Source organism: Brevibacterium sp. UBA7493, assembly GCF_002479565.1.
Taxonomy (GTDB): Bacteria; Actinomycetota; Actinomycetes; order Actinomycetales; family Brevibacteriaceae; genus Brevibacterium; species Brevibacterium luteolum.
Genome location: NZ_DLOD01000011.1, coordinates 1 through 14191, shown reverse-complemented (window position 1 = coordinate 14191; position 14191 = coordinate 1). Strand labels below are relative to the sequence as shown.

Genomic DNA, 14191 nt, shown 5'->3' with positions numbered 1-14191 from the left:
CCGCCCGTGCCCCCGGCGCCAGAGCCCACCTCGGGAACGGGACCCGCACCTCGGGAACGGGACCCGCGCCTCGGCAGCGGGTGCGTGACCTCGCATCAGCGGCTGTTCAGCTGTGCAGTTCGGGGCTGGCGTTGACCGCGGCGATGAGCAGGGCGGCCAGGTGGCTGCCGTAGCCGAGCACCGTGAAGGTGTGGAAGATCTCGTGGAAGCCGAAAATGTGCGGCAGCGGGTTCGGCCGCTTGAGTGCGTAGATGATCGCCCCGGCGATGTAGCACAGGCCGCCGGAGACGATGAGGATGCCGACGGCCAGGTTGTGCTCCCAGATCGCCGGGATGTAGCCGACGCCGGCGACGCCGATGCCGATGTAGACCGGCACGAACAGCCAGCGCGGGGCCGTCGTCCACAGCACCCTGAACAGCACGCCGATGAGAGCACCGGACCACATGATCGACAGCAGGAGTACCCATTGGCGGGTCTCCAGGGTCAGAATCGCCAAGGGCGTGTAGGTGCCGGCGATGATGAGGAAGATGTTGGCGTGGTCGATGCGGCGCAGGATCAGGCGGATGCGCATCCGCCAACGGCCGCGATGGTAGAGCGCTGAGGTGCCGAAGAGCATCATGCCGGTGAGCGCGAAGATCGCTCCGCCTAAGCGCGAGACGATCGTCGGGGAGATGATGACCAGCGTCAGGCCGCCGAGCACGGCGAGCGGGAAGGCGCCTGCGTGGATCCAGCCGCGCCACGACGGGCGCACCTGGCCGGCGAGCTTGCCCAGTTCGTGGCGCAGCGCGCGGCCGCGACGGGACAGAGCGAGCCGGTAGGCCCGTGACATCGGGTGGCTCGGGTCGAGACTGTTCGGCTGGGCTGTGCGCTTCGATGCAAGACGGCGCGCCTCAGCATCGCGGTGCGGCTGGTCAGGTTCGGCAAGGCGTGACGTCATGCCTCAATGATAGTTCCCGCGGTTGGGAATTCGCCGGGCGGGAGCAGGCGAGGGCGGCGCGGGCAGACAGTTATGCTGGTGGCACGCGGGAGTGCCTGTCAGACACCGCCGCGCTGCCCCGATTGCGGGCAGCTGACCCAACGCAACACCTCAGGAGAGTCGATGGCCGGATCCCCGCTCGGGTGGCTCTACCGCCTGTACGACCGCCGGGTCAAACGGCAGCTCGAGCATGGCGATGACGCTGCCGCGATCCCGCGTCACGTCGGGGTCATCACCGACGGCAACCGACGCTGGGCCAAGGAGTTCGGCAAGACCACCACTGACGGACACCGGATGGGCGCAGGCAAGATCGTCGAATTCCTCGGCTGGTGCGAAGAGCTCGGCGTCGAGGTCGTCACTCTCTACGTGCTTTCGAAGGAGAACCTCGCCCGGTCTGCCGACGAGGTCGCGGCGCTGACCGAGATCATCTCCGACCTCGTCGACCAGATCGCCGGCAAGCCGAGCGTATCCGTCCAGCTCGTCGGCGACCTCGCCACCATCCCCGAACCCCTGCGCACCCGCCTGGCCGACGCGCAGGAGCGCTCAAACGCCGAGGGCCGCGACAAGCGCATGACCGTCAACGTCGCCGTCGGCTACGGCGGCCGGCAGGAGATCGTCAACGCCGTCAAGTGCCTGCTGCGCGAACACGCCGCAGCAGGGGAGAGCATCGAGGAGATCATCGAAGCGCTGAGCGAAGAGGAGATCTCCAAGCACCTCTACACCAAGGGCCAGCCGGACCCCGACCTCATCATCCGCTCCTCAGGCGAACAGCGGCTGTCGGGCTTCATGATGTGGCAGTCGGCGTACTCGGAGTTCTACTTCTGCGAGGCCTACTGGCCCGACTTCCGCCGCACCGACTTCCTGCGCGCCGTGCGCGCCTACGGCAACCGCAACCGCCGCTTCGGGCGCTGAGCTCTCACGCCGGGCCAGCCGCCGCCTCGGGCTCTCGCGCCGGGCCAGCCACCGCCTCGGGTGCGGTGACGACATCCGGCAGGCGGATTCATCTGAGATTCACCTCCGCATCATGAGACGTCGGAGTGTCGGAGCGCACAACGGCGACTTCGGGTTCATACATTGGAACCAGTTGGCTGACACCAACCCGGAGTGTTCGACTCGTCGGGGAAGGATTGAGCTGGGGCACTTCGGCACACGATGCATAGGGGAGCCCCATGGCCGCGATAAGCGACACCCACACGTACGTGCTCGACACGTCGGTCCTGCTGTCTGACCCGCACGCAATGATGCGGTTCGCCGAGCACGAGGTGGTGATTCCGCTCATCGTCGTCAGCGAGCTCGAAGCCAAGCGCCACCACCCCGAGCTCGGGGTCACCGCCCGGCGCGCACTCAGCATCCTCGATGAGCTGCGCGAGGACTTCGGGCGCCTCGACGAGCCGCTGCCGATCGGCGACGACGGCGGATCGATCCGCGTCGAACTCAACCACATCGACGCCTCGACGATGCCGGTGGGCTTCGACCGCACCGAGAACGACACCCGCATCCTCGCCGTCGCCCGGAACCTGCAGGCCGAAGGCGACGACGTCATCGTCATCACCAAGGACGTGCCGATGCGCGTCAAGGCCTCAGCGGTCGGGCTCAAGACCGAGGAGTACCTCGCCGAACAGGCCACCGAATCCGGTTTCACCGGGCTGAGCACGCTTGATCTCGACGAAGCGCAGATGAACGAGCTGTTCGACTCCGGCGTCGTGCACACCGATGCGGTCGCCGACGAGATCGTCAACACCGGGCTTGTCATCTCCTCACCGCGCGGGTCTGGGCTCGGGCGGGTCTCAGCACCGAACACCGTCAAACTCGTCCGCGGCGATCGCGATGCCTTCGGCCTGCACGGCCGCTCGGCTGAGCAGCGCATCGCCCTCGACATGCTCCTCGACCCCGATGTCGGGATCGTCTCCCTGGGTGGCCGGGCCGGGACGGGCAAGTCGGCGATGGCGCTCATGGCCGGCCTGCAGGCGGTGATGGAGGAGCGCACGCATAAGAAGATCATGGTCTTCAGGCCGCTGTATGCCGTCGGTGGGCAGAACCTCGGCTACCTGCCCGGTGCCGAGGCGGAGAAGATGAATCCGTGGGCCGAGGCGGTCTTCGACACGCTCGGGGCACTCGTCTCCAAGCACGTCATCGACGAGGTCATCGACCGCGGCATGCTGGAGATCCTGCCGCTGACCCACATCCGCGGCCGGTCGCTGCACGACGCGTTCGTCATCGTCGATGAGGCCCAGTCGCTGGAGCGCACGGTGCTGCTGACTGTACTCTCACGCATCGGGCAGAACTCCCGTGTCGTCCTCGCCCACGATGTCGCCCAGCGCGACAACCTGCGTGTCGGCCGCCATGACGGCATCGCCGCAGTCATCGAACAGCTCAAGGGACACCCGCTCTTCGGCCACATCACGCTCACCCGCGCAGAGCGCTCGGCGATCGCCGACCTCGTCACCGGAGTGCTGGAGGACTCCTACGTCGCTTAGGCGACACACCCGAACGCGAGGGCCCGTCTCCCACCGGTGATTGCGGTGGGAGACGGGCCCTCGTCTGGTGTCAGGTCGATGCGGGTTCCCGGCTCAGGTGTAGGAGCCGATCATCGTCGAGACGTCGAGGGCCTTGTCGAGGTCCTCTTCGCTGATCGAGCCGTCCTCGACGAAGCCGAGGTCGATGGTGGCCTCCTTGACGGTCATCTTGTTGGCCACGGCGTGCTTGGCGATCTTGGCAGCAGCCTCGTAGCCGATGACCTTGTTGAGCGGGGTGACGATCGACGGTGAGGCCTCGGCGAGGAATCGGCAGCGCTCCTCATTGGCGGTCAGCCCGTCGATCATCTTCTCGGCCATGACAGTCGAGATGTTGGCGATGAGGCGGATCGACTCGAGCAGGTTGGCGGCCATCACCGGGATGCCGACGTTGAGCTCGAAGGCGCCGTTGGTGCTCGAGAGCGCGACGGTCGTGTCGTTGCCGACGACCTGGGCCATCGCCTGGATCGCGGCCTCGCAGATGACCGGGTTGACCTTGCCGGGCATGATCGACGAGCCGGGCTGCAGGTCCGGGATGTGCAGCTCGCCCAGGCCGGTGTTCGGTCCCGAGCCCATCCACCGCAGGTCGTTGTTGATCTTCATGTACGAGTACGCGATCGTGCGCAGCTGCCCGGAGACCTCGATGAGTCCGTCGCGGTTGGCCTGGGCCTCGAAGTGGTTGCGCGCCTCGGTGATCGGCAGACCGGTCTGCTCGGCGAGCAGTTCGACGACGCGGGAGGAGAACCCGTCGGGGGTGTTGATGCCGGTGCCCACTGCGGTGCCGCCCTGTGGGACCTCGGCCACGCGCGGCAGCGAGGCCTCGATGCGCTCGATGCCGTAGCGGACCTGCGCGGCGTAGCCGCCGAACTCCTGGCCGAGCGTCACCGGGGTGGCGTCCATCAGGTGGGTCCGCCCGGACTTGACGATGTCCTTGAATTCCTTGGCCTTGGCCTCGATGCTGGCGGCGAGCTTCTCCATCGCCGGCTTGAGCTCGTGGACTAGAGCGGAGGTCACAGCGACGTGGACCGAGGTGGGGAAGACGTCGTTGGAGGACTGCGAGGCGTTGACGTGGTCGTTGGGGTGGACCTCGACGCCTTCGCCTTCGAGGGCCTTCGTCGCCAGGGTGGCGAGCACCTCGTTGGTGTTCATGTTCGAGGAGGTGCCCGAACCGGTCTGGAACACGTCGATGGGGAAGTGGGCGTCGTATTCGCCGGCGATGACCTCATCGGCAGCGGCCTGGATGGCCTTGGAGCGGGTCGCGTCGAGGACGTCGAGCTCCTCGTTGGCGCGTGCGGCGGCCTTCTTCACCTGGGCCAGTGCTGCGATGTGCTGGCGTTCGAGCGTTTTGCCCGAGATCGGGAAGTTCTCGACTGCGCGCTGGGTCTGGGCGCGGTAGAGGGCGTCGGCGGGAACCTTGACCTCACCCATGGTGTCGTGTTCGATGCGGAACTCTTGTGCCATCGTGTCTCCTTGTCTCATGTGCGCCCCTGGGCGGGGCTGGTCGGCCGTTCCCGAGGCGGTGGGCGCCCGGGCGGCGGCAGGTGCGGAATGCAGGTGGTTACTGGTTGCTGGCGTGGGCGGGGTCGGCGCGCGGGATGCGCGGGGGATGGGATCCCATGCGGCTGACGACTTTCACCCGGCCGTCGGCGAGGTGGTAGGTCAGGCCGAGCATGACGAGCCGGCCCTCTTCGACGGCGGTGCGCAGGATCGTCGAGCGCTGGTAGAGGCGCTTGACGGTGTCGACGGTGTTCTGCGCAACCGTGCTGTTGACGTCGGTGCGCCCGGCGGCGCGGGCGTGGACGACGGCGGGCAGCAGACGGGCGACGACATCGGAGATGAACCCGTCTGGGGTCTGCCCGGAGTCGAAGGACTCGATCGTGGCGGTGATCGCCCCGCAGTTGTCGTGGCCGAGTACGACGAGCAGCGGTGTGCCGAGGACTTCGACGCCGTATTCGAGGCTGCCGAGGGTGACCGAGTCGGTGACCTGGCCGGCGGTGCGCACGACGAACATGTCGCCGAGGCCGACGTCGAAGATCATCTCGGCGGCCACGCGCGAGTCCGAGCACCCGAACAGGGTGGCGAACGGCGCCTGGGCGGTCTTGAGGTCCTCACGGCGCACAGCGTCCTGATTCGGGTGCTGCGGGGTGCCGGCAACGAAGCGCTCGTTGCCGTCCATGAGTCTGAGGAACGCGGCGGCCGGTGAGTTGTATTCGCTCTCGGGCATCAGACCAGCCCCCGGCGTGCTGCCTCTTCGGCGGCCTCGACGTAGGAGTCCATCTTCGCCATTTTGTGCTCGGCGTTGACGGTGCGCACGGTGCCGGAGCGCGAGCGCATGACGAGTGAGTGGGTCAGCACGTGCTGGCCGGTGTAGCGCACCCCGTCGAGCAGGTCGCCTTCGGTGATGCCGGTGGCGACGAAGTAGGTGTTGTCGCCGGTGACGAGCTCGTCGGTGTTGAGCACCGCATCGGGGTCGAGGCCGGCGTCGACGGCGTTCTGCCGCTCCTCCTCGGATTGCGGCCACAGGCGGCCCTGGATGACACCGCCCATCGCCTTGATCGCACACGCGGTGATGATGCCCTCGGGGGTGCCGCCGATGCCCATGAGCATGTCGATGCCGGTGCCCGGGCGGGAGGCGGCGATGGCGCCGGCGACGTCGCCGTCGCTGATGAGGCGGATACGCGCGCCTGCCTGGCGGACCTCGTCGATGAGGCGCTCGTGGCGGGGCCGGTCGAGGATGACGACGGTGACCGAGGAGTTGTCCTTGCCTTTGCCCTTGGCCTTGGCCACACGGCGGATGTTCTCGGCCACCGGCAGGCGCAGGTCGACGAAGTCAGCGGCCTCAGGACCGGTGACGAGCTTCTCCATGTAGAAGACGGCAGACGGGTCGTACATGGCTCCGCCTTCGCTGACGGCCATGACGGAGATGGCATTCGGCATGCCCTTGGCGGTCAGGGTGGTGCCGTCGATCGGGTCGACGGCGACATCGACGCGCGGCCCCCGGCCGCTGCCGACGGGTTCGCCGTTGTACAGCATCGGCGCTTCGTCCTTCTCGCCCTCGCCGATGACGACGGTGCCGGTCATCGAGACGGTGGAGATGACATTGCGCATCGCGGCCACGGCTGCACCGTCGGCTGCGTTCTTGTCCCCGCGGCCCACCCACGGGGCGGCAGCGAGAGCGGCTGCCTCGGTGACGCGGACGAGCTCAAGGGCGAGGTTGCGGTCGGGGCCGCCCTCATCCTGCTGGAGCCGGCGGGACCATTCATCGGTCACAGCCACCGGCGGGGTCTCTGCCCGGCCTCCGGAGTGGTGGGCTTTTTCCTCTGTCGGATTCTCAGACGGGGTCTCAGTCATGTCTTCATTGTGCCATTAGTGGCCGCGCACAGAAGGCGCGGGTAACGGGCTGTCTGCGGTTTTGTCCCCGGGTGCGGGCCGGGGGACAATGGATCGGCTGACAATCGTGTTCGACATCAGGTGAGGCAGTGACACAGCAACAGACGCAACCACCCCGCGGCGAGAACGTCCGGGCTCTCAAACTCAGGTCGAACTGGGTCAATATGGTCATTGCGCTCGGGGCCTGTCTGGTCGTCGTCCTCATCGGCTTGGCCTTCGTGCCCGAGCCCAAGGAAGGCCAGTTTGAACGCGAAGTCGATTACGAGACGATCGCCGAATCGGTCAAGACTCGTGCTGAGTTCCCGGTTGTCGTGCCGACGCTGCCGGAGGGCTGGGTGGCCAATGAGGCGATGTTCAAGCCGATGGGTGCACCTGCCTATGACACCTGGTATCTCTCCTCGGTCGGTCCGCAGCGCGGCTGGATGACCTTGCGCCAGGCCGATGGCGATGAGCGCTGGGTGGAATCAGAGCTCGACGGCTTCGTCGAGGTCAGCACCAATGACATCGACGGTGTCACCTTCACCTCCTATGACGGGTCTGACGGCAAGCAGGCGATGGTCGGCCAGCTCGATGGCAGCACCGCGGTGCTCATCGGCCGTGCCGATCCGCAGACGTATGAGTTCTTCGCCAAGCAGGCCGTCGAACAGGCCGGCAAGCAGGGCTGAGGCACTCGGCCTGAAACCGCATCACCTGCCGGACGGAGTTCAGTTCAGGCCTCGGCCTTCTCCTCGCGGGCCGCCTGCGCCTGCTCCAGCTTCTTGCGGGCTCCATCAAGCCACGCCTGGCAGTGATCGGCCAGCGCTTCTCCGCGCTCCCACAGTCGCAGCGACTCCTCCAGCGGCAGGTTTCCCGCCTCCAGTGAGCGCACCGTGGAGACGAGCTCTTCGCGTGCCTGCTCATAGGACAGCCCGGAAACGTCGAGGTGCTCGGCGGTGGCCTCTGCGGTGGTCGTCTTCTTCTCTGCCATTGCGGTCCTTTCAGGATGCTTCGTCAGTCAGGGTGCGGTCTGCCGCACGAGGGTCATCTCAGTCGAGGGTGTCGGGTCCGGGTGCGTCTGCGTGGATGGTGGTGACATCGGCGTCGAAGCGGCCGCGGGCCAGACGCACATGGACGCCGTCGCCGGTGGATAGCTCAGCGGCATCACGTACAGCCGAACCGTCTGCGGTCTGCACGACGGCGTAGCCGCGCTCCAGGGTGCTCAAAGGTGAGAGCGCGCGCACCTGGGCGCGCAGGTGCTCGACTTGGGCGGCGCCATGGGTCAGCGCGCTGCGCTGGGCCTGCCGGGCGCGGGTGATGAGGGCCGTGAGCTCCTCCTCACGCGCACTCACCATCGTCATCGGCTGGGCCATGACCGGCCGGGAGCGGACACTGTCGAGCCCTGCCTGCTCGCTGCGCAGCAGGCGGTCGAGCGCGCCGTCGAGGCTGGCGCGCGCCTGGAGTAAGTCCATGCGCTCTTCGTGGATATCGGGCACCAGGCGCTTGGCCGCGTCGGTCGGGGTGGAAGCGCGCAGATCGGCGACATCGTCGAGGATTGGCCGGTCGGCCTCATGCCCGATCGCGGAGACCACCGGGGTGCGGGCGGCGAACACGGCGCGGATGAGCGATTCGTTTGAAAACGGCAGCAGATCCTCCAGGCTGCCGCCGCCGCGGGCGATGACGATGACATCGACAGCGGGATCAGCATCGAGCTCAGCCAGGGCGGCACGCACCTGCGGGACGGCATCCGGGCCCTGGACTGCGGTGTTGCGGATCTCGAACTCGGCAGCCGGCCAGCGCAGGTGGGCGTTGCGCACCACGTCCTTCTCCGCATCGGAATTGCGGCCGGTGATGAGCCCGATCCGGTTCGGCAGGAACGGCAACGGCTGCTTGAGGTCCGGGTCGAAGAGCCCCTCCTCAGCCAGGGTGCGGCGCAGCTTCTCCAGCCGGGCGAGCAGCTCACCGAGGCCGACGGGCCTGATGTCATTGGCGCGCATCATCATCCGTCCGGCCTTGAGCCAGAAGTCCGCCTTGACGTTGACGACGACACGCGAGCCCTCACTCAGCGGGGTGTCGACCCGGTCGAGGACGCTGCTGAACACCTGCACCGGCAGTGACATCTCCTCATCGGTGTCGCGCAGGGTGAGGTAGCTGGCCTTGCCGCGGCGGTTGAACTCGATGACCTGCGCTTCGATCCACACCGCTGACATCCGGTCGATGTAGCTTTTGATGTTGCGGCTGAGCAGGCTGAGCGGCCACGGGTTGTCCGGGGTCGTCTCGGCTGCCTTGCGCGGCAGCTCCTCGATCGGTTTCTGGCCGAGGGTGCCGGGGGTGCCGCTGATGCGCTGTGCCACGCCGGGGACTCCTTCCATGTACTGCTGTGCAGTCTAACGGGAGGCATGGACACCGCCTCAGGTGAAGGGCAGTGCGGCCTTTGTGGTGGTGTTCAGCCAAGCCGCCTACCATGGGAGACGTGACTACTGCAGTGAATCTCCCGGTCCCGTCCGTTCCTCGTGTGCGCAAGGATCCGTCTGAGATCCGCCAGCCGGCAGGCGAGAAGAAGGTGCTGCTGGCCGCCCCGCGCGGCTACTGCGCCGGCGTCGATCGCGCCGTCATCGCCGTCGAACGCGCCCTCGAGCACTACGGTGCCCCGATCTACGTGCGCAAGGAGATCGTGCACAACCGCCACGTCGTCGACACGCTCGCCGAACGCGGCGCGATCTTCGTTGACGAGACCTCCGAGGTGCCCGAGGGCGCGCGTGTCGTGTTCTCCGCTCACGGCGTGTCCCCGCAGGTCCACGCTGAGGCCGCCGAACGCAGCCTCGACACCATCGATGCGACCTGCCCACTGGTGACCAAGGTCCACCGCGAGGCGATCCGGTTCGCCCGCGACGGCTACTCGATCCTGCTCGTCGGCCACGCCGGGCACGAAGAGGTCGAGGGCACGATGGGCGAGGCACCTGATCACATCACCCTCATCCAGAATCCCGAGGAGGCCCGCACCCTCGACATCCCGGAATCGGACAAGATGGTGTGGATCTCGCAGACCACGCTCAGCGTCGACGAGACGATGGAGACCGTCGACATCCTCAAGGAGCGCTTCCCGCAGCTCGTCGCGCCCCCGAGCGACGACATCTGCTACGCCACCCAGAACCGCCAGGTCGCGGTCAAGAAGATCGCCCCGGACGCTGACCTCGTCATCGTCGTCGGCTCGGCGAACTCCTCGAACTCCGTGCGTCTTGTCGAAGTCGCCCTCGAGCACGGCGCGAAGGCCGCCTACCGCGTCGACTTCGCCCGCGAGGTCGACGAGGAGTGGTTCAACGACGTCGCCACCATCGGCGTCACCTCCGGCGCCTCGGTTCCGGAGACACTGGTCGAGGACGTGCTCAAGCTCCTGGCCGAATACGGCTACGGCGAGGTCGACGAGGTCCGCACCGCAGAGGAGGACCTGATGTTCTCGCTGCCGCGCGAGCTGCGCAAGGACCTCAAGGCCGCCGGACAGAAGACCTCGAACAAGCGCGACGGCGCTGACCGCCAGCACGAGATCGTCTGACCCGTCTGCGCCCTCGGCTCAGCCGAGATAGCCCGGTGCGAAGATCCCCACGAGGATGAGCAGCGCACCGATGAACGCGAACACCGCCGCCGAGGCGGCCAGCCCCTTGGCAGGCTTCCGCTTGCCTCTGTCTGGGCGCACCTGATCGACCTGCGTCGGTGCGAATCCCGGGGCGGGGCCGCTGCCGAGCACCGGAGCCGCGTGCGCTGCCTGCGCAGCGGGCTGACTGCCCGGCTGGCTGCCCGGCTGCGGTGGCCCACCTGAAGGGGAGCGCCGGAAGTCGACCTGCGTCGGATCGGCCTGGGGCACGAGAATGAGTGTGGGTGCCGGATTCTGGGGAAGGGCCGGTGAAGCGATCTCACGCTGCGGATGCCACGGCGTGCCATCAGCGAAGTGAAACGGCCCGCGCAGACCCAGCCGGCTGAGTGCTGCCGCCGCGATCTCCGGACTCGGCCGCTTGCGGGCGTCAGCGGCAGTGAGGTCATCGAGCAGGTGGACGAGGCCCTGGGTGAGCGGATCAGTGCTGGCGCGCACCGCCTCGGCGACGGCGTCATCGTCCATCCCGAGCATCCGCTTGCCGATCTGCCCGGTCGCCCACACATCCTGAGCAGGGGAGATGTCCCCGCCCATCATGATCTCCGGGGCGACGAAGCCCGGCGTGCCGTGGACAATGCCCGACTGCGTCAGGCGCGGGGCGTTCGTGTCGACGGCGATGCCGAAGTCGGCGAGCAGCAGGTGCAGATCCGGCTGCTCAGCATCGATCATGATGTTCGCCGGTTTGATGTCACGGTGGATCCAGCCGGCGGCATGCACGGCGGTGAGTCCGTCGAGGATCTGGCGGACCGCCTCGGCCGTGGCTGCAGCTGAGAACCGGCGCCCCGAGCGCAGGATGTCAGCCAGCGTCCCGCCGGTCACCAGCGGCATCGCGATGACGACGTGGGCATCCTCAGCCGCCCACGCATACGGGGCGAGCACGTGCGGATGATTCAGGCGCACCGTGTTCTCGCGCACGAAGCGCAGCAGGTCACCCGAATCGCGCTGGCGCAGCACCTTGGCCGCGCACAGATTGCCGAAGCGCTCATCGCGGGCGATCCACACAGTGCCCGAACCACCGCTGGCGATGGGATCGAGCAGCGTGAACCGGCCTGCGATAGTGTCACTCATGGTGCCTACTGTAGCCAGAACCCGGCCGGCCAGTCGTGTCCTGCTCAGGGCGCCAGCTGAGACGACGGACACCTGCCGCCAGGAGCACCGAGGAGGGGACAGGCATGACACGCGCACCGCTGGCACAGCGGCTGGCAGCAGGCATCGCCAGCGCCGGCCTCGTCGCCGTGCTCGCCCTGGCAGGCGGGACGACCCTGCCGGCCCCGGCACTCGCCACTGAGCGTGGTGAGCCCGGCGGCACCGAGGTCACCGGCGGCAACAGTGTCGATGATGCCGCTGAGATCGAACCGGGCAGCTACGCCGATGAGATCAGCTACGAAGACGTGGACTTCGGGGAGAACCATCCGGCCAGCACCTACCGGATCAGCCTCGAAGACGGCGAGTCCGGTTATGTGTCAGCGAGCATGCTCCGGCCCGAGGACGCAGGTAGCGACGCCTTCGGTGCTGCGGAGCTGGAGATCACGGTTGCCGCGCCGGCGGACCCGTCCTGCTCGGTCAGTCAGAGCAGCCGGGTCTCCGGCAATGAGACCGGCCCGGTGTCGGTGTCCATCAGCACTGGAGTGCTCGATGGGAACAACCCCAACGACTCCTGCTTCCAGCGCGGCGGCAGCTTCATCGTCTCCGTCGCCTGGTCCGAGACCTATGACGGGCTGCCTCAGACCCTGCCGCTGGAGCTGCAGTACGTGCGCCAGGCAGCGACTGCCTGGTCGCAGCTGCCTGAACCCGAGGAGAATCCGGCGTTCGCTGAGTTCCTTCCCGAATCCCGCGGAGAGGCCGAAACGCTCAGTCCCGGCTGGAGCTTCAACACCGCCACCGAACTCACCGAAGCCGACGCCATCGTCGACGCCGAGGTCGGCCGGCCGCTGTTCTTCCGCGCCCCGCTGTCGACCGGCCAGCAGCTGAGCCTGCGCGCCCGCGCTGCCAGCCCGGCAGACCACACGCTCACCCTGCGGGTCTTCGACCCGAACCTGCGCCCGGTCGCAGTCGCCCGGCCCGGTGATGAAGGTGCACCAGCCTCGGATATGCCCGATGCCAACGGCACCGGCACGGATGCCTCCATCTCGATCGCCGACAGCGGCGGCACGACTGCGCTCACGACCCGCTACCCGGTCAACCCGCGCCACGAGTTCGTCGAGTTCGACGACGCCAAAGCCTCCTCGATCGCAGGCGACTACTACATTGTCGTCACCATCGAGCCACCCCTCATCGACGACCCTGCCACGGGAACGCACCAGGTGCGCCTGTCCTGGGAGTCCCAAGGCGAGCCCTTCGACTCCGCGCCCGAGGTGGAAGGCGCCGGGGCAGCCCCGTCCTACCTGGGCATGGAGCTCGGGACGTGGGTGCGCATCGGCGGTCTGGGCCTGGGTTCGGTGTTCCTCGCGATCGCCGGGCTGCTTGCGATTCTGGCCATCCGCCGCGCCCGTCGCTGACCTGTCACGTGTCCTGTCGCTGCACCTCCTGGAACTCGGGTGCCGTCAGACTGCGGGCATAGGCATCGAGCGGTTCGGCGACCGGGATCTCCGTGGCGCCAGCCCCCATGTCGGTCAGCCGCCGCGCGGTGACGAGCAGGCGGCTCTCAACTGAGCCGACGAACCGGTTGTAGTCCTCCACACTGCGGTTCATCGACTTGCCGAGCTGCACGAGATGGCCGGCCATCGTGCCGATGCGCTCGTGCAGCTCCTGTGCGGTTGCCAGCAGCTCACGGGCTGAGCGGGCGAGTTCGTACTGCCGCCAGCCCAATGCGACTGTGCGCAGCAGTGCGACGAGGGTGGCAGGGGAGGCGGGGATGACATTGACGGCAAAGGCCTCTTCGAACAGCCGCGGATCCTCCTTAAGCGCAGCCGAGAGCGCACCCTCATTCGGCACGAAGCACACAACGAAGTCCGGCGTCTGGTCGAAGGCGTTCCAGTATGCCTTCGACGCCAATGTGCGGATGTGGGAGCGCAGCCGCCCTGCCGGACCGGAGCCGTTGCCGGCACTGGTGTCCTGGCCGGGGTCGAGCGGGGCCTTGGCGTCGATGACGATCTGCCGGTCACCGGGGAGATGGACGACCATATCCGGGCGCAACCGCTCGCCGTTGCGGCCCTGGACGGTGACCTGGGAGTCGAAGTCGACGTGTTCGAGCATCCCGGCGGCCTCGACGACGCGTTTGAGCTGCAGCTCACCCCACGACCCGCGGGTGCCGGAGGCATTGAGCGCGGTCAGCAGGTTCGACGTCGAGGCCTGCAGCTGCGCATCGACCTGGCTCATATGCCCGAGCCGGGCATCGAGACGGGCGAACTGGTCGGTGCGCTCGCGCTCGAAGCCGGTGACATCGCTGTGCAGGCGATTCACCTGGGCGGCCAAGGGACCCATGAGTTCGGCGAGCTCATGCGTCATCCCGGCATCGGCCTCCAGGGCCTGGACGCGCTCGGAGTGCAGCCGCTCGGCAGTCTGCGCCTGCGCGAGGGCTGCTGCCATGCGCGAACGCGCCACTGTCGCACCGAGGAAGAAGCCTGCGACCGCTCCGATGAGGAGGACGAGGACGGTGATGAAGATCGTGAGTGCATCCATGCTCACAGTCAACCAGGAGCCACGGACAACCGTGCCCGATCACGGTGGATCGCCCCGGGTCTGGTG

At 67.6% G+C, this 14191-nt stretch carries 13 protein-coding genes; 5 read left to right on the top strand and 8 right to left on the bottom strand.

The features are described from left to right. Nucleotides 1-106: 106 nt before the first annotated feature. The gene (gene trhA / locus B4E96_RS07610) at nucleotides 107-937 is read right to left on the bottom strand and encodes a PAQR family membrane homeostasis protein TrhA (RefSeq protein WP_349680647.1); all 831 of its coding nucleotides are present in this window, start codon (nucleotides 935-937) and stop codon (nucleotides 107-109) included. Between the two features lie 162 nt (nucleotides 938-1099). Here trhA and B4E96_RS07605 point away from each other — a divergent pair, with 162 nt between their 5' ends. Continuing rightward, nucleotides 1100-1888 (top strand): isoprenyl transferase, encoded by a 789-nt coding sequence (locus tag B4E96_RS07605; protein WP_286957036.1) that lies wholly within the window; start codon nucleotides 1100-1102, stop codon nucleotides 1886-1888. A gap of 257 nt (nucleotides 1889-2145) precedes the next feature. Next, entirely contained in the window at nucleotides 2146-3453 is a 1308-nt protein-coding gene (locus B4E96_RS07600) for a PhoH family protein (protein ID WP_191726523.1), read from the top strand. Between the two features lie 93 nt (nucleotides 3454-3546). Here the strand turns inward: B4E96_RS07600 and B4E96_RS07595 are convergent, their stop codons facing one another. The 3 genes from B4E96_RS07595 to glpX form a co-directional block, all read right to left on the bottom strand. Continuing rightward, nucleotides 3547-4950, bottom strand: a complete 1404-nt coding sequence (locus B4E96_RS07595) for a class II fumarate hydratase (protein WP_217005539.1) — start codon at nucleotides 4948-4950, stop codon at nucleotides 3547-3549. 97 nt (nucleotides 4951-5047) lie between these two features. Continuing rightward, nucleotides 5048-5713, bottom strand: coding sequence for a carbonic anhydrase (locus tag B4E96_RS07590; protein ID WP_286957034.1), 666 nt, complete (start codon nucleotides 5711-5713; stop codon nucleotides 5048-5050). After that, nucleotides 5713-6840 carry a class II fructose-bisphosphatase gene (gene glpX, locus B4E96_RS07585; protein ID WP_286957033.1) on the bottom strand — a complete coding sequence of 376 codons (1128 nt, stop codon included), beginning with the start codon at nucleotides 6838-6840 and terminating at the stop codon, nucleotides 5713-5715. The genes B4E96_RS07590 and glpX overlap by 1 nt, the downstream gene beginning before the upstream one ends. Before the next feature lie 128 nt (nucleotides 6841-6968). Between glpX and B4E96_RS07580 the strand changes: the two genes are divergently transcribed. Next, on the top strand, nucleotides 6969-7544 hold the full coding sequence (locus tag B4E96_RS07580) for a DUF4245 domain-containing protein (RefSeq protein WP_286957032.1): 576 nt from the start codon (nucleotides 6969-6971) through the stop codon (nucleotides 7542-7544). Nucleotides 7545-7588: 44 nt separating this feature from the next. Here the strand turns inward: B4E96_RS07580 and B4E96_RS07575 are convergent, their stop codons facing one another. After that, the gene (locus tag B4E96_RS07575; RefSeq protein WP_102162901.1) at nucleotides 7589-7846 is read right to left on the bottom strand and encodes an exodeoxyribonuclease VII small subunit; all 258 of its coding nucleotides are present in this window, start codon (nucleotides 7844-7846) and stop codon (nucleotides 7589-7591) included. A gap of 58 nt (nucleotides 7847-7904) precedes the next feature. Continuing rightward, nucleotides 7905-9209 carry an exodeoxyribonuclease VII large subunit gene (gene xseA, locus B4E96_RS07570; protein ID WP_259799147.1) on the bottom strand — a complete coding sequence of 435 codons (1305 nt, stop codon included), beginning with the start codon at nucleotides 9207-9209 and terminating at the stop codon, nucleotides 7905-7907. 110 nt (nucleotides 9210-9319) lie between these two features. Between xseA and B4E96_RS07565 the strand changes: the two genes are divergently transcribed. Beyond that, the gene (locus B4E96_RS07565; protein WP_414632684.1) at nucleotides 9320-10408 is read left to right on the top strand and encodes a 4-hydroxy-3-methylbut-2-enyl diphosphate reductase; all 1089 of its coding nucleotides are present in this window, start codon (nucleotides 9320-9322) and stop codon (nucleotides 10406-10408) included. A gap of 18 nt (nucleotides 10409-10426) precedes the next feature. Here the strand turns inward: B4E96_RS07565 and B4E96_RS07560 are convergent, their stop codons facing one another. Then, nucleotides 10427-11572 (bottom strand): serine/threonine protein kinase, encoded by a 1146-nt coding sequence (locus B4E96_RS07560; RefSeq protein WP_286957030.1) that lies wholly within the window; start codon nucleotides 11570-11572, stop codon nucleotides 10427-10429. Between the two features lie 104 nt (nucleotides 11573-11676). On the opposite strand from B4E96_RS07560, the gene B4E96_RS07555 reads away from it, so the two are divergent. After that, nucleotides 11677-13002 (top strand): hypothetical protein, encoded by a 1326-nt coding sequence (locus tag B4E96_RS07555; protein WP_286957029.1) that lies wholly within the window; start codon nucleotides 11677-11679, stop codon nucleotides 13000-13002. Nucleotides 13003-13006: 4 nt separating this feature from the next. Here B4E96_RS07555 and B4E96_RS07550 read toward each other — a convergent pair whose 3' ends face one another. After that, nucleotides 13007-14125 (bottom strand): DNA recombination protein RmuC, encoded by a 1119-nt coding sequence (locus B4E96_RS07550; protein WP_286957028.1) that lies wholly within the window; start codon nucleotides 14123-14125, stop codon nucleotides 13007-13009. Between the last annotated feature and the right edge of the window lie 66 nt (nucleotides 14126-14191).

Coding starts and splice junctions, on each gene's coding strand:
- B4E96_RS07605 (WP_286957036.1), top strand. CDS start 1,100: ATGGCCGGATCCCCGCTCGGGTGGCTCTACCGCCTGTACGACCGCCGG.
- B4E96_RS07600 (WP_191726523.1), top strand. CDS start 2,146: ATGGCCGCGATAAGCGACACCCACACGTACGTGCTCGACACGTCGGTC.
- B4E96_RS07565 (WP_414632684.1), top strand. CDS start 9,320: ATGGGAGACGTGACTACTGCAGTGAATCTCCCGGTCCCGTCCGTTCCT.
- B4E96_RS07575 (WP_102162901.1), bottom strand. CDS start 7,846: ATGGCAGAGAAGAAGACGACCACCGCAGAGGCCACCGCCGAGCACCTC.
- B4E96_RS07560 (WP_286957030.1), bottom strand. CDS start 11,572: ATGAGTGACACTATCGCAGGCCGGTTCACGCTGCTCGATCCCATCGCC.
- glpX (WP_286957033.1), bottom strand. CDS start 6,840: ATGACTGAGACCCCGTCTGAGAATCCGACAGAGGAAAAAGCCCACCAC.
- B4E96_RS07595 (WP_217005539.1), bottom strand. CDS start 4,950: ATGGCACAAGAGTTCCGCATCGAACACGACACCATGGGTGAGGTCAAG.
- trhA (WP_349680647.1), bottom strand. CDS start 937: ATGACGTCACGCCTTGCCGAACCTGACCAGCCGCACCGCGATGCTGAG.
- B4E96_RS07590 (WP_286957034.1), bottom strand. CDS start 5,713: ATGCCCGAGAGCGAATACAACTCACCGGCCGCCGCGTTCCTCAGACTC.
- B4E96_RS07555 (WP_286957029.1), top strand. CDS start 11,677: ATGACACGCGCACCGCTGGCACAGCGGCTGGCAGCAGGCATCGCCAGC.
- B4E96_RS07550 (WP_286957028.1), bottom strand. CDS start 14,125: ATGGATGCACTCACGATCTTCATCACCGTCCTCGTCCTCCTCATCGGA.